Origin of the sequence: Pseudomonas sp. FSL R10-1339 (genome assembly GCF_009600545.1) — a bacterium.
Classification (GTDB): domain Bacteria; phylum Pseudomonadota; class Gammaproteobacteria; order Pseudomonadales; family Pseudomonadaceae; genus Aquipseudomonas; species Aquipseudomonas bubulae.
The window spans coordinates 1-13,751 of record NZ_WIVQ01000116.1 but is presented as its reverse complement, the minus strand read 5'-3'; the positions used below and the strand labels follow the sequence as shown (position 1 = coordinate 13,751).

Genomic DNA, 13,751 nt, shown 5'->3' with positions numbered 1-13,751 from the left:
GGCACACCGCCATCGTCGCCCTCGGAGATCCCACCGGCCGCTTCAGCCAGCGGACCACGCATCACCGGCTGAGACTGCCCCACCAACGGCAACGGCATCGGCTGCGAAGAACCGGCGAAATCCACCGACGGCTTGGCCCCGCCATTGGGTGTGGCCTGCCCCAGCTGTGTCTGTTCGGCATCCGGCGCAACAGGCGCCTTGCCACGGCCCGGAATCAAAACGGCAGCAGCGACAGCCACTACCACTACTGCACCAATGGCCAATACGTGTTTCTTCGGCATCTTGAACCCCATACTTGGACGCTTGACCGCTGAGCGGCTGGCAATCATGGCTTCGATCATTGCATCACGGGCGACCTGGTTGATAATCCCGGGCCAGCCTTCAGAGCTCTCGTGTATATCTGAGATCTGCTGAGCGCTAAAGAGTTCGATCCCGCGCCCGGCACCTTCAAGGCGCTGGGCCAGATATTCGCGGGTTTCTTCGAGATCATAGGGCTGCAGGTCGACCACATGGAAGCGTTCTTCATCAGCGCTCAGCTCCTCAAGACCGGCAATCATCGACGGCTCACCGAACAAGAACACGTGCGGACGCCCCTCTGGCGTACCCGCAGCCAGCGCCAGCAAGGCTTGCAGCGCAGACTCATCGAGCTGTTCGGCATCATCGACCAGCAGGTAGACCTCTTGCCCCGTAAGCGCCAGTTGCACCACTTGCGCCAGAATGGAGCCCACGTCAGGGCGCGCCACATTCAGGGTTTGCGCCACTTGCTGCAGGATACCGGCGGCATTGCCGGCCCCACGCGCCGAGACCACGACACTTTGCACCGACTGCTTGTTGGTACTCGCCACCAACGCCTGGCGCAGCAAGGTTTTGCCGCTGCCCTCAGGCCCGGTGACCACCAGCAGCAACTGGCTGTAGCGGGCAAGGTGATGCAACTGCCCCAGAACCGGCTTGCGCTGGGCCGGGAAAAACTTGAAGCCCGGAACCCGCGGTGCAAAGGGGTCGTGGGTGAGCTGGAAGTGACCGAGGAACGCCTCGTCGGCATGCAAACTAGTCATCGGGATCTTATTAACCTTTAAGCTGAGCCAGCGCGCGGTAATCCGCACCCAGCGTGGCTTGTAGAACCTCTTGTGGATAATCGTCAGTCACTGTGGCTTCGCCCATGCGGCGCAACAGCACCAGACGCATACGACCGTCGATCACTTTTTTATCAACTGCCATGTGTTGCATAAAGTCGGCCGGGGTCATTTCGACGGGCGGCACCACTGGCAAACCGGCACGCTGAAAGATCCGGATACCTCGATCACGCTCGGCATCGGTGATCCAGCCCAGGCGGGCAGACATTTCCAGTGCCATCACGGTGCCCGCAGCGACGGCCTCGCCATGCAGCCACACGCCGTAGCCCATATGGGTTTCGATGGCATGGCCAAAGGTATGCCCCAGGTTGAGCGTTGCACGCACACCCGCTTCGCGCTCATCGGCGCCGACCACTTCAGCCTTGGCCGCGCACGAACGCTGGATCGCGGCAGTCAGGGCCGCCTGGTCCAGGGATCGCAGCGCATCCATGTTGTCTTCAAGCCAGGTCAGGAACGGCTCATCGCATATCAGGCCATATTTGATGACTTCAGCCAGCCCTGCGGACAATTCGCGGGCAGGCAGGGTGTTGAGGGTCTGGGTGTCGATCAGCACAAGGTTGGGCTGATAGAAGGCACCGATCATGTTCTTGCCCAAAGGGTGGTTGATCCCGGTTTTGCCGCCCACGGACGAATCGACCTGGGACAACAAAGTGGTCGGCACCTGGATAAAATCGACTCCGCGCTGGTAACAAGCAGCAGCAAAACCGGCCATGTCACCGACAACACCCCCACCCAACGCTATCACCGTGGTGCGTCGATCATGACGTGCTGTGAGCAGGCCATCGAAAATCAGCTGCAGGGTTTCCCAATTCTTGAACGACTCGCCATCGGGCAGGATGATCGGCAACACCGAGAACTGCGCGAGGCTACGCGTCAAGCGCTCAAGATAGAGTGGCGCGACCGTTGTATTGGTCACAATCGCCACCTGGCGCCCGGCGATATGCGGAGCCAGCAACTGCGGCTGATCCAACAAACCTTCGCCAATATGAATCGGGTAGCTACGCTCGCCTAGATCAACCTTCACTGTCTGCATGAAACCCCGCGTTGAAGCACGGCGCCAGCGCCCTGCTTCGCAATTATCAAGTGATGGCATGCCGTAAAAAGGCATGCTCGGCGCCGAGAATAGCGCATTTCGTATCGCACTTTAATGGTCTGTGCAGCGACTACCGGGGAGGAAGCTGGGCCAGGCGCTCGAGGATATCGAGCACCACCATGCGCGGCGGCCGCTCATCGGTTTCAACCACCAGGTCGGCAATTTCACGATAAAGCGGGTCGCGCACAGCCAGCAGGTCGCGCAGGATTTTTTCCGGGTTGGCATTGCGCAGCAGTGGCCGGTTGCGATCACGGGAGGTGCGCGCCACCTGCTGCTCGATGGAGGCGTGCAAATACACCACGCGCCCACCATTGCGCAGCGCTTGCCGGTTTTCCGGGCGCATGACCGCGCCACCACCGGTGGCCAGCACAATGCCATTTTCATGGCACAGCTCGACAATCATGGCTGTTTCACGATCGCGAAAGCCCGGCTCGCCTTCTTTATCGAAGATCCACGGGATATTGGCACCCGTGCGCACTTCAATTTCCTTATCGGAATCTTTGAACGGCAGGTGCAGCTCTTTGGCCAGCAAACGTCCGATGGTGCTTTTTCCAGCCCCCATTGGCCCAACAAGAATCAAATTTCGCACAGAATCAATGACTCACAGCAATCGCCTGGTTGTTCATGATACGCGGAGTCAGGAACACCAGCAGTTCGGATTTTTTTTCCAGGACAACGTCTCTACGGAAAAGTCGGCCAACATACGGCAGATCGCCTAAAAATGGCACTTTATCTACCACTTTGCTTTGAGTTTTTGAGAACACTCCCCCAATCACGATGGTTTCACCGTCCTTGACCAGCACCTTGGCCCTGACCTCGTTCTTCTTGATGGGCGGTACATCCTGCAGCCTGCTCATGTAATCGGGCTCATCCTTGGTCACTACGACGGCCATGATGACGCTGTTGTCCGGAGTGATTTGCGGCGTCACCTCCAGTGACAATGAGGCTTCCTTGAACGAAACCGATGTAGCCCCGGTTTTGCTGGCCTGCTGGTAAGGAATTTGGGTGCCTTTAAGAATTTTGGCGGTTTCCTTATCCGCAGTAACCACTTTGGGTTGCGAGATAATTTCCCCATTACCGGTTTTTTCCATGGCCGTCAGTTCCAGGTCCAGCAACACATTGTTGGTGATGAAGGCGATGCCCAAGCCCGAGGTATTTCGCGAAACACCCAAATCAACAAAGGGCGCACTAACGTTGCCCGGGGCAGCCCCGGACGCCGCAGGCTGGGTAATACCACCGGCTTTCCAGAGGCCACCATTGTTTAGCGCTCCCCCCCAACGCACACCCAGGCTTTTTTCGAAGTCCACGCCTGCCTCGACAATCCAGGCTTCGATCATCACCTGACGCACTGGCACGTCCAGTTGAGCCACGATGCGCCGCAGCTCCTCCAGCCGTTCACTCGATTCATAAGCAATGATGGTATTGGTGCGTTCATCCACCGTGATCGTGCCCTGCCCCTCGATGCCGGGCTGCCCGCCGGTCACTGACTGGAACAGCATGACGATATCTGCCGCCCTGGCGTAATTGACTTGCACCAACTCCCGACGCAAAGGCGCAGGCTCAGGGCGCTCGCGGGCTGCGATCTCTTCCAGGGGCGCGATCAACAACACATTACCTTCAAGACGCTTCCCCAACCCCTTGCTCTCAAGCACCAGCTCCAGCGCCTGATCCCAAGGCACATCCTGCAAACTGAGGGTTATGCTGCCCTTTACGGTGTCGCTGACCATCAGGTTGAACCCGGTAAAATCCGCCAGCGATTGCAGTACCGTGCGTACATCAAGATTCTGCACGCTCAGGGACATGGGCTCGCCCACATACTGCGAGCGCTTGACGGATGATGGCGCGGCCTGCCCAGCCGCCAGCATTGACTGCGAATTCAGCGCACTCCATAGCGCCAGTACGCAGACCGGTGAAATCCTTTTCATGGTGTTTATCCGTTAAGACTGTTGATTTAAAGGAATCGTCAGGGACCTTTCCAACCAACCGCCCCGACCATCGGAAATCAGTTCAAATACTTCAATCTGGTGCGCCTGGATCGAAGCAATCTGGCCATTGTTGCGCCCCAGGTAATCCCCCACTTTCAAGCGATGAATAACACCATTGGCCCGCAGCAAGGCATTTGCCTGCGATTCACTGGACAGCATGCCAACCATCTCGAACTGCTCCAGATCAAAGCCTTCCAGAAACTGCCGGGGCCGGTCCGCGTCAAGTTCATCGCCGGCAAGGCTGACCTGCCAACTGCCGTCCCCTCCCCCCCCTATAGCCTGAAAAGGATTGCGCAAACCCATCGATCCATAGGCAAACACAGGCCCGACACTGATCACGGGGAGCGGCTCAATGGCGTTGCTCGCATGCCCCTGCGTAGCCTGTAAATAACTGTGCAGGTCTGCGGTAGTCTGCGGGCTGTCACACCCTGCCAGGCTTGCCAGCAATCCGGCGCCAAACACTCGCAAACAAACACCCATGGGATCAGTCCTTGATCGTGGTTCGGTAGGCCTTTGCCAGCAGCGTCATGCGCAGTTGACCATCACCGGTACCGTTGCTCGGCGCAAGGCTGAGGTCATGCAAGGTGACAATGCGCGGCAGGCTGGCCATGGCGCTGACGAAGAGGCCAAGTTCGTGATAGCCCCCGACGAGGGTCATCTGCAGTGGCAGTTCGGCATAGAACGTTTGCAGGACTTCAGGGAGCCACTGAATGTGCTCGACCAGCAGACCATTGCTCAGACCCAACCGCGAAATCTCATCCAGCAATTCGGGCACTTGTGCCTGAGCGGGGAGTTGTTTGAGCAACGCACTGAACCCGGCTTCCAGCCTGTGAACTTGCATCCCATAAGCATCCAGATTGGCAACCTGTGCGACCCTGGATTCAAACTCCGCCTTCAGCGTGGTTTGAGTCTCGTGCAACTGTTGCAACCGGGAAGAAGGCAGTTGAAGCAGCAGCGCATGACCCGACACCAGCACCAGGCCCAGCCACACCAGAGCCACGGTTGTTTTGCGGGCTGGCGACCAGGCGCCCATGTTACCCGGGGCCAGTTCGCGCAGGTCGAAATTGCGCAGGCTAACGAGCCAGTGCGCAGGTATCACAATGCCCCCCCGGAAGGGGTATGTCGGGCCTCACGCACCGTCATCTGAAACAGGCGCTCCTGCCCGCCTGCCTGGGCAGGGTCTGCCTTGACGTCATTGAGTTGCGGCGTATCCAGCCAGTGCGAAGCATCGAGATTTCGCATCAGCTGGGCGACAAGGTTGTTGGACTGGGCAATCCCTGTGATGACAATGGTGCCCTCGGTCATTTTCACGTCGGTGAAATGCACACCTTCCGGCAAGCTGCGCGCCAATTGTTCCAAAATGATCCCGCTGCTCGACCGGCTGCTCTGCAACATGCCTATGGTTTGCATGCGTTCAAGCAATTGCTCCCGGCGCACTTTCAACTGGTCGATCTGCTCCGCACGCCCATCCAGCTGGAACGTGGTACTGCGGATCAGGTCATTGCGCTCCATCTGCTCCTCTACCAAGGTGTCGATAAAGTGGTCAGCAGCAAACAGGCCGGCCACCGCCAGCAAAGACAGGGCCACCAGCACCATCAAAAAACGTTTGCGCCGCTTTTCACGCAACAACGCGCGCCAGGGCAACAAATTGATTCTCGCCATTAATCAAACCCCCTCAAGGCCAGACCGCAGGCAGTCAACAACACAGGGGCATCGCAAAGCAAGGCTTCAGGGGTGAGTGAGGGATCGAGGTCCATCAACGCAAACGGGTTGGCGATGCGTGTCGGCGTGCCAAGACGGGATTCAACCCGCTGAGCCAGCAGCGGATCCATGGCAGCCTCACCGGCCAATACGATCAGGCCGATCCGCCCATCAACTCCGGAGTCGGCAAACAGCCCAAGCTCTCGCTCCAGCTCTTCGACAATCGTGGTTTCGAATGCTTGCGCCCCTGCAGTGGCCTGCCCGCAAAGCAGCTCCCGGACGTAAATGACCTGACCCTGCTGCACGATGCTCAGCAGGATTGTATGGGGTGTAAAATCGACCACGGCCACGGCCCCGTTCAGTGCCTGGCCTGCAGTCATTGCCTCAACGCCCCGCACCAGGGCATGAGCCTGCACGGCAACCACCCGCGGGACCAATCCCGCACCGGTCAAGACCGAACAATGCCACTCCAGTGCTTCCTGGCGGCACGCCACCATCAGCACGCGGGCCGGCCCGGTATGGTTCGACGGGTGATCCTGGAGCTCAAAATCCAGTGCCATGTCATCCAGTGCATAAGGTATGTACTGCTCAGCCTCAAACCGCACATGAAGCTCAAGCTCTACTTCGCTCAAGCCTGCCTCCACCTCCAGGCTTTTGCAGATCACCTGACCATCGGGCATCGCGATAATGGCGTCCCTGGCGATTACCTGGGCCTTTTCCAGCGCCCTGAGAAGCACTGGGACGACACTTTTGGCCTCTGCGCCGGTCTGATCATTCACAAGCCCGGCTGGCAGGGGTTCCATGGCATAGGACTGTAGCTTGAACCGGCCCTGTGAACGGCTCAGCTCGACGAGCTTGATCGACTGCTGGCCGATTTGTACGCCGACACAGCGCTGACGTGTTTGAGGAAATAATCCGGGCACCTTTGTTTTCCCTAATGCAATCCGTAACTTACGGAGGGTAAAAAATGAGATCCGTTCAAAACCTGTTCTGACATGCGGCTCATGACGTTCATGAGCGAAAAATGCTTATAATGCCGGGCGTTTTTTCCGTATCGTCGACCCGGCGCAACTGCGCACTACCCTGACGTGCAAACCCATTTCTTGATCTGGAAATCCAAAAGCCTTGATTCGTCTGCTGAAGTTTTTCGGGTGGTCTTTCGTTGCCGTGTTCTGCGGGCTGTTGCTCGTGTTGAGCGGCGCGTTTCTCTATCTTAGTCCTGGCTTGCCGTCTGTAGAGTCGTTGAGAAGCATCCAGTTGCAGATTCCTTTGCGGGTCTACACCAGCGACGGAAAGTTGATCGCAGAGTTTGGCGAAATGCGCCGCTCACCGATCAAGTTCGCCGACATTCCGCCCAATTTCATCAATGCCCTGCTTTCTGCAGAAGATGACAATTTCGCCAATCATTACGGGGTCGACCCCAGCAGCCTGATGCGTGCCGCTACCCAGTTGGTAAAAAGCGGACACATACAATCAGGTGGCAGCACCATCACCATGCAGGTGGCGAAGAACTATTTCCTCTCCAGCGAGCGAAGCTTTTCGCGCAAGACCAACGAAATCCTGCTGGCTCTCGAAATTGAACGCGAGCTGACCAAGGACGAGATCCTTGAGTTGTACGTGAACAAGATTTACCTGGGCAACCGCGCTTACGGTATCGAATCCGCAGCCCAGGTTTACTACGGCAAATCGATCCGCGACCTGAGCCTGGCGCAGATGGCGATGATCGCCGGCCTGCCCAAAGCCCCTTCACGGTTTAACCCGCTGGCCAACCCGGTGCGCAGCAAAGAGCGCCGCGACTGGATCCTGGGGCGTATGTACAAGCTGGGTAAAATCGATCAGGCCAGCTATCAAGCGGCGATCGCCGAGCCGGTCAACGCCAGCTATCACGTGCCAACGCCGGAAGTGAGCGCCCCCTACATCGCCGAAATGGCCCGTGCCGAAATGGTCGGCCGTTATGGCAGCGAGGCGTACACCGAAGGCTTCCGTGTGACTACCACGGTGCCGAGTGACCTTCAGGAACTGGCCAACACCGCCGTTCATGAAGGCCTGATTGCCTACGACCAGCGTCACGGCTACCGTGGCCCAGAGTCACGCCTGCCGGGCAAGACCCTGGCCGTATGGACTCAGGAACTGGCCAAGCAGCGCCCGATCAGCGGTCTTGAACCGGCCATCGTGACCCAGGTCGACAAGGATGGCATTCAAGTACTGACTCGCACCGGTGAGGCGCACGTCGCCTGGAACACCATGAAATGGGCACGCAAGTTCCTCAACACCAACAGCATGGGGCCGATGCCCAAACAGCCTTCGGATGTCGCCCAGGTCGGTGATCTGATTCGCGTACAACCGCAGACCGACGGCAGCTACAAATTCAGCCAGGTGCCCACCGTGCAAGGCGCACTGGTATCCCTGGATCCGGACAACGGCGCCATTCGCGCGCTGGTGGGCGGTTTCGCCTTTGAGCAAAGCAACTACAACCGGGCGATGCAGGCCAAGCGCCAACCGGGCTCCAGTTTCAAACCATTCATCTACAGCGCCGCACTGGATAATGGCTACACCGCCGCCACCCTGGTCAACGACGCACCCATCGTGTTTGTCGATGAATATCTGGACAAGGTCTGGCGCCCGAAGAACGACACCAACACCTTCCTCGGCCCGATCCGCGTGCGTGAAGCACTGTACAAGTCGCGCAACCTGGTCTCCATCCGCTTGCTGCAAAGCCTGGGTGTCGACCGCACCGTCGACTACATCAGCAAGTTCGGTTTCAACAAACAGGACTTGCCGCGCAACCTGTCGCTGGCCCTGGGTACTGCCACCCTGACGCCAATGGAGATTGCCACCGGCTGGAGTACATTCGCCAACGGCGGCTACAAGATCACGCCGTATCTGATCGACAAAATCGAAAGCCGCAATGGCGAAACCCTGTTCGTGGCCAACCCGCCAAGCGTGCCTAAAGCCGACAGCAAGGATGTGCCGCCTGAAGCCGCAGCGCTGACCGTTGACACCATCAATGCCGCACCGGGCCTGCCCACTGTCGAGACGCAAGCAGTAACCGAGCGGATTGTCGACGGGCGCACCACATACATCCTCACCAGCATGCTGCAGGACGTGATCAAGCTCGGCACCGGCCGCCGCGCCCTGGCGCTGGGCCGCACCGATCTGGCAGGTAAAACCGGTACGACCAACGAATCCAAGGATGCGTGGTTCTCAGGATACAACGCCGACTATGTGACCACTGTTTGGACCGGTTTCGACCAGCCCGAAAGCCTGGGCCGTCGCGAATACGGCGGCACCGTCGCGCTGCCGATCTGGATGACGTACATGGGGGGCGCGCTCAAAGACAAGCCTGCGCATACGCAGCCAGAACCCGAAGGCATCCTCAGCTTGCGGATTGATCCGTCCAGCGGCCGTATCGCGTCTCCAGGCACCCCTGGCGCCTACTTTGAACTGTTCAAGAGCGAAGACACACCGCCCACCAACAGCGAACTGGGCAACAACGTAGCACCGGGCAGCCCGCTGCCGGCAGATGACGGCGCCCCAATAGACCTGTTCTGATCAACAGGGCTGCACGTTGCAGAGCGCCTGGGCGCTTGCAACGTGCAGCCTGGCAGGCTCAAGCAAGCAGGTGATCCACAGGCACACCCCCTGCAAACAGCTCATCGATCGGCGCCATCGCCAGTTGATCGATACGCGTGCTCTCGCTGTGAGACTCCCAGCGCTCCAGACTTTCAGCCAGCACACCGGGCTGTTGCGCATACTGCCCATACACATCTGCCCGGGTCGGCACCCGAAACCTCAGCAGGTACAAGCGCTTGCGGGTTTTATGGACATTGCTCATTTCGCGCATGAGCAGGTTCATGGCTTCTACCTGCTCTTCAAACGTACCGCCCGCACAGGTCATTACCTCACGGTACTTAACCCGCAGTTGCTGCGCGACGTGTTCAAGCGCCTGATCCACGAACAACACCTCACGCTCGGTCACCAGTGAACACCGGGCCTGCAGCGCTTGCTGGCTGCGGCGCAAAACCGCCCAGCAACTGGGAATATAACTGTCGATCATAAACGGCTGGCCTGCATCGACCCGTGGCTTGAGCCCCCCCTCTGATTCGGGTGCTGCACTGTTTTGCTCAAGTACCGCATGGCTGACGGCATGCTGGGTGATCGTCTTGCTAAGCGGATCCCACAGGACATGCGACCTCATCTCCTGAGCAAACTCCAGCGGCATAAAGTGGCGCAAGGTTCCGTGATGCTGATAAGGCTCTGCGAGCAAACGGCTCAGGCCCGCCACAAACACGCCAAAACCTGCGGGTACGTTCACGAAACTGAGTACCGTGCCTGCACAACAGGCCGACAATGGGCGGTTCATCCAGCTGCCGGGCACCCCGGGGACAGGATCGTTATGGTTAACCATGCGCTGATGCACCAGCCCCTGTGCCGCGCGAACAAAGGTTGCGTCCGCTGCGCGAGGGGCTCCGTACGTGTAGAGCTGCACCTCACAGGCCCTCAGCTGGATCAACATTTGGGCAAGGATCAAACCGATTGCCCCGCCCTGGCTGTGTCCGCAAATCAGTACGGCTTGCCCCCAGTGGAACTTGTCCATGTACCTGTCAACAAGCTCGTAAGCCTGCCTGGCGGCGTCGTAAAAACCGCCATGTACCTGGCCCTCACCCTCTTCAAAGGGTACTTGAGGGGCCTCTGCATCCTGTGACAAATCAGACCAGGTACAGGTGCTATGAACGGCAACCAAGACAACTTTATCGTTATGGCTCACAAAAACTTGTGCACCTGCGCCTTGAGCCCCAAAACGGATATCTCCGCGATAATGCACTGAAGACGGAGTTTCCTGAGCCATTCCGCAAAGCGGGTCATTGGCCGGGTACAGCACGGGGTCGAAAGGCACAATTTCCAAACGCGCCGAATACGGCACATCTTCATATAAAGGGTAATAGGACTTTGCCTGTTCCGGGCTGGCCCGCCAGCCCATCATGCTTGCCTCCCCAAAGGGATCTTGCACACGCGACATGCGGGCCGGCCCAGCAAATGAGCAGTTGCCCAGGGTGGCCATCAACGCCAATTGATAGAGATTGAGCGCACAAAACTGCGGGTCCGTGGACAGCAGCGGGCACAAGGCCCGCAAGGGACGCACCTGCAGCACCGTATGACGCCCCTCTGCAATATGCACACCGAGCGGGCCACGCTCGACCGGGAACAGGCTCCCGGCCTCAGGCGGCAAATGAGAAACATGCTCGACCAGATGCCGCACTTCAATCTGGTAATAGTCACTGTCGGGATCAATGCATGGCGGCTTGCTCTGCGGGCGCGCACCGCTCCTGTCGAGGAAGCGGGTGCGCTCCGCCCTGACCTGAAGCTCGGTGATCTTGAGAGGGTAATGCGTTCGACCCATCAACCGCGAATACAGGCCATTGCTGGCGTCATGCAACTGCCTGAACATAAGCGCAAATGGCCCTTCAACGCCCTTGCGCACCCTGCCAACCCCCGAGGCATCCAGACGACCGCCGTGCCGTCTACCCCGCTGATCAACCAGCTCAAAGGCCAGCCCTGCATAGGCGGTACTCACCCCCTGGTCGTCAATCAGTTGAAAGCGGGTCTGACTGTAACGGCTTTGACGAAGGCGAGTGAACATCCGTGATTCCTATAAAACGTCCTATAAAACAGAGGGCACACTTCAGAATTCTTTAGAATTCAGAACAGGCTCCCCTCGGAACAAAGGAATGAAATTAACGGAGGCTCGAAAAAATTAATGTAAGACAATTCCTATTTTGTAGAAGGGTTAGGCTTATTTTGCAGATCCTTTCGTGCCCGTTTCGCAGAAAACAAAAAAGCCCCGACGCTTTACAGCGCCGGGGCTTTTTTATGACGCTACACAGCCTTAGCCGTTGAAGACGTCATCCACGCTTTTGAGCGGGTAGTTTTTCGGGTATGGCAGGGTTGCAACACCGGTCTCGATGGCAGCCTTGGCCACTGCATCGGAGATCAGAGTGATCAGGCGTGCATCCATTGGTTTCGGGATGATGTATTCACGCCCGAATTCCAGCTTGATACCGCCGTAAGCGTCACACACTTCTTGTGGCACTGGCAGTTTGGCCAGTTCACGCAATGCGTTGGCTGCAGCTATTTTCATTTCTTCGTTGATGCGCTTGGCGCGAACGTCCAGGGCACCACGGAAGATGAAAGGGAAGCCCAGCACGTTGTTGACCTGGTTCGGGTAGTCCGAACGGCCAGTGGCCATGATCACGTCGTTACGGGTGGCGTGAGCCAGCTCCGGGGAGATTTCCGGATCTGGGTTCGAGCACGCGAACACGATCGGGTTAGGCGCCATGCGCAGCAAGTCTTCAGCGCTCAGCAGGTTCGGACCCGACAGGCCAACGAACACGTCTGCGCCGTCCATGGCATCAGCCAGGGTGCGCTTCTCGGTAGCATGGGCGAATGCCGACTTGTACTGGTTCAGGTCGTCACGGCCGGAGTGGATCACACCGGTACGGTCGATCATGTAGATGTTTTCGATGGTTGCGCCCATGCTCACCAGCAATTTCATGCAGGAGATGGCAGCAGCACCGGCGCCCAGGCAAACGATCTTGGCTTGCGCCAGGGTTTTGCCAGCGATTTCCAGGGCGTTGATCATGCCGGCCGCGGTCACGATAGCGGTGCCGTGCTGGTCATCATGGAATACAGGGATATCGCACTGCTCGATCAGAGCACGTTCGATCTCAAAGCACTCAGGTGCCTTGATGTCTTCGAGGTTGATGCCGCCGAAGGTGATGGAGATGCGTTTTACGGTGTCGATGAAAGCCTGTGGGCTCTCGGAATCAACTTCGATGTCGAAAACATCGATACCGGCAAAGCGCTTGAACAACACGCCTTTGCCTTCCATAACAGGTTTGGAGGCCAATGGGCCGAGATTACCCAGGCCCAGGATAGCGGTGCCATCAGAGATCACGGCTACCAGGTTGCCCTTGCCGGTGTACTTGTAGGCCAGTTCAGGGTCGCGGGCGATTTCGCGCACTGGTTCGGCTACACCCGGGCTGTATGCCAGCGCTAGATCGCGGGCAGTAGCGGTAGGTTTGGTAAGCTCGACACTCAGTTTGCCTGGACGTGGCTGGGCATGGTATTCGAGAGCGGCAGTTTTCAAATCAGACATGTGGGCATTCCGCTTTTTTTGCTGTTGGACAGACGAATCGCCGAGCATACGCGTGTCGCAAAGTCCCGACAAGACTGACCAGTCAGCAGTGTCAAGGCCTTTACCTTACGACTTTGGCCCAAGAGCCGCGCCCCACAAGGGCTGGAGTGTCCACAATCTGTATTTAAAATTGTCTACAATTTTTAGCGAGCAATGACTTTAAGCATTCCCGGATGAGTTAAAGGCAACATCCAGCGTGCCTGCCCGGCCTTCACGCCTGCACGCTGCGAACGATCCAGAACCCAACCTCTGGCCTCGACTTGCGCACCTTGCAACCTGGCCAGTTGCTTTTGATCGAAAGTGGGCAATTGCCTGAGCGCAATGTTCAACACCAGGCCGCCTTGCAGGTCGATCCAGAGCCCGCCCTGATTGCGCCGGACCTGACTGACCGTGCCACTCACCAGGGCGAAACCCGAGCGACGGATTTGTTGCGGCGCCAGCACCGGCGACTGCCGCCAAAGGCCCAGACGAGCCTTGCGCGCACTGCGCTCGGCGGCTTGCTGACAGTCAAGCAGCGCCACATTCGGCGCGATAGCCACCTGAAATCCCAGGCCGTCAGCCAGCAATCGGGCTTCAAGGTTGCTGCCATCGGCACCAAATACATGGGCCAGGGTGCGACCATAACGATCCCGGGCCTGTTTACC

The 13,751-nt window shown here is 58.3% G+C and carries 12 protein-coding genes; 1 reads left to right on the top strand and 11 read right to left on the bottom strand.

Annotated elements, in window-relative coordinates; all coding sequences use genetic code 11:
• The 8 genes from GHO03_RS21775 to pilM all read right to left on the bottom strand — a co-directional run.
• The coding region (locus GHO03_RS21775) for an AAA family ATPase (RefSeq protein WP_153400510.1) at positions 1 to 1,055 on the bottom strand (1,055 nt) is incomplete at its 3' end.
• Between the two features lie 10 nt (positions 1,056 to 1,065).
• Positions 1,066 to 2,166, bottom strand: a complete 1,101-nt coding sequence (gene aroB / locus GHO03_RS21770; protein ID WP_095000851.1) for a 3-dehydroquinate synthase — start codon at positions 2,164 to 2,166, stop codon at positions 1,066 to 1,068.
• Positions 2,167 to 2,296: 130 nt separating this feature from the next.
• Entirely contained in the window at positions 2,297 to 2,815 is a 519-nt protein-coding gene (aroK, locus tag GHO03_RS21765) for a shikimate kinase AroK (RefSeq protein ID WP_029611693.1), read from the bottom strand.
• Positions 2,816 to 2,819: 4 nt separating this feature from the next.
• Positions 2,820 to 4,151 carry a type IV pilus secretin PilQ gene (locus GHO03_RS21760; protein WP_095000850.1) on the bottom strand — a complete coding sequence of 444 codons (1,332 nt, stop codon included), beginning with the start codon at positions 4,149 to 4,151 and terminating at the stop codon, positions 2,820 to 2,822.
• A gap of 12 nt (positions 4,152 to 4,163) precedes the next feature.
• Complete coding sequence (locus GHO03_RS21755; RefSeq protein ID WP_232527659.1) at positions 4,164 to 4,658, bottom strand: pilus assembly protein PilP; 495 nt, start codon at positions 4,656 to 4,658, stop codon at positions 4,164 to 4,166.
• Positions 4,659 to 4,695: 37 nt separating this feature from the next.
• The gene (locus GHO03_RS21750) at positions 4,696 to 5,310 is read right to left on the bottom strand and encodes a type 4a pilus biogenesis protein PilO (RefSeq protein ID WP_257010077.1); all 615 of its coding nucleotides are present in this window, start codon (positions 5,308 to 5,310) and stop codon (positions 4,696 to 4,698) included.
• A complete protein-coding gene (locus tag GHO03_RS21745) occupies positions 5,307 to 5,873 on the bottom strand; it encodes a PilN domain-containing protein (RefSeq protein WP_095000848.1) in 567 nt (188 codons plus the stop codon). Before GHO03_RS21745 ends, GHO03_RS21750 begins: the two co-directional genes overlap by 4 nt.
• Positions 5,873 to 6,835 carry a type IV pilus biogenesis protein PilM gene (pilM, locus tag GHO03_RS21740; protein ID WP_372241777.1) on the bottom strand — a complete coding sequence of 321 codons (963 nt, stop codon included), beginning with the start codon at positions 6,833 to 6,835 and terminating at the stop codon, positions 5,873 to 5,875. The genes GHO03_RS21745 and pilM overlap by 1 nt, the downstream gene beginning before the upstream one ends.
• A gap of 205 nt (positions 6,836 to 7,040) precedes the next feature.
• Between pilM and GHO03_RS21735 the strand changes: the two genes are divergently transcribed.
• A complete protein-coding gene (locus tag GHO03_RS21735) occupies positions 7,041 to 9,464 on the top strand; it encodes a penicillin-binding protein 1A (RefSeq protein ID WP_372241778.1) in 2,424 nt (807 codons plus the stop codon).
• Between the two features lie 58 nt (positions 9,465 to 9,522).
• Here GHO03_RS21735 and GHO03_RS21730 read toward each other — a convergent pair whose 3' ends face one another.
• The 3 genes from GHO03_RS21730 to GHO03_RS21720 form a co-directional block, all read right to left on the bottom strand.
• On the bottom strand, positions 9,523 to 11,553 hold the full coding sequence (locus GHO03_RS21730; protein WP_240882227.1) for a lipase family protein: 2,031 nt from the start codon (positions 11,551 to 11,553) through the stop codon (positions 9,523 to 9,525).
• Between the two features lie 246 nt (positions 11,554 to 11,799).
• Positions 11,800 to 13,068, bottom strand: a complete 1,269-nt coding sequence (locus GHO03_RS21725) for a malic enzyme-like NAD(P)-binding protein (RefSeq protein ID WP_095000845.1) — start codon at positions 13,066 to 13,068, stop codon at positions 11,800 to 11,802.
• A gap of 182 nt (positions 13,069 to 13,250) precedes the next feature.
• Positions 13,251 to 13,751: thermonuclease family protein (locus GHO03_RS21720; RefSeq protein WP_178110347.1), on the bottom strand; the 501-nt coding region annotated here is incomplete at its 5' end.

Coding starts and splice junctions, on each gene's coding strand:
- aroB (WP_095000851.1), bottom strand. CDS start 2,166: ATGCAGACAGTGAAGGTTGATCTAGGCGAGCGTAGCTACCCGATTCAT.
- GHO03_RS21760 (WP_095000850.1), bottom strand. CDS start 4,151: ATGAAAAGGATTTCACCGGTCTGCGTACTGGCGCTATGGAGTGCGCTG.
- GHO03_RS21745 (WP_095000848.1), bottom strand. CDS start 5,873: ATGGCGAGAATCAATTTGTTGCCCTGGCGCGCGTTGTTGCGTGAAAAG.
- GHO03_RS21730 (WP_240882227.1), bottom strand. CDS start 11,553: ATGTTCACTCGCCTTCGTCAAAGCCGTTACAGTCAGACCCGCTTTCAA.
- GHO03_RS21725 (WP_095000845.1), bottom strand. CDS start 13,068: ATGTCTGATTTGAAAACTGCCGCTCTCGAATACCATGCCCAGCCACGT.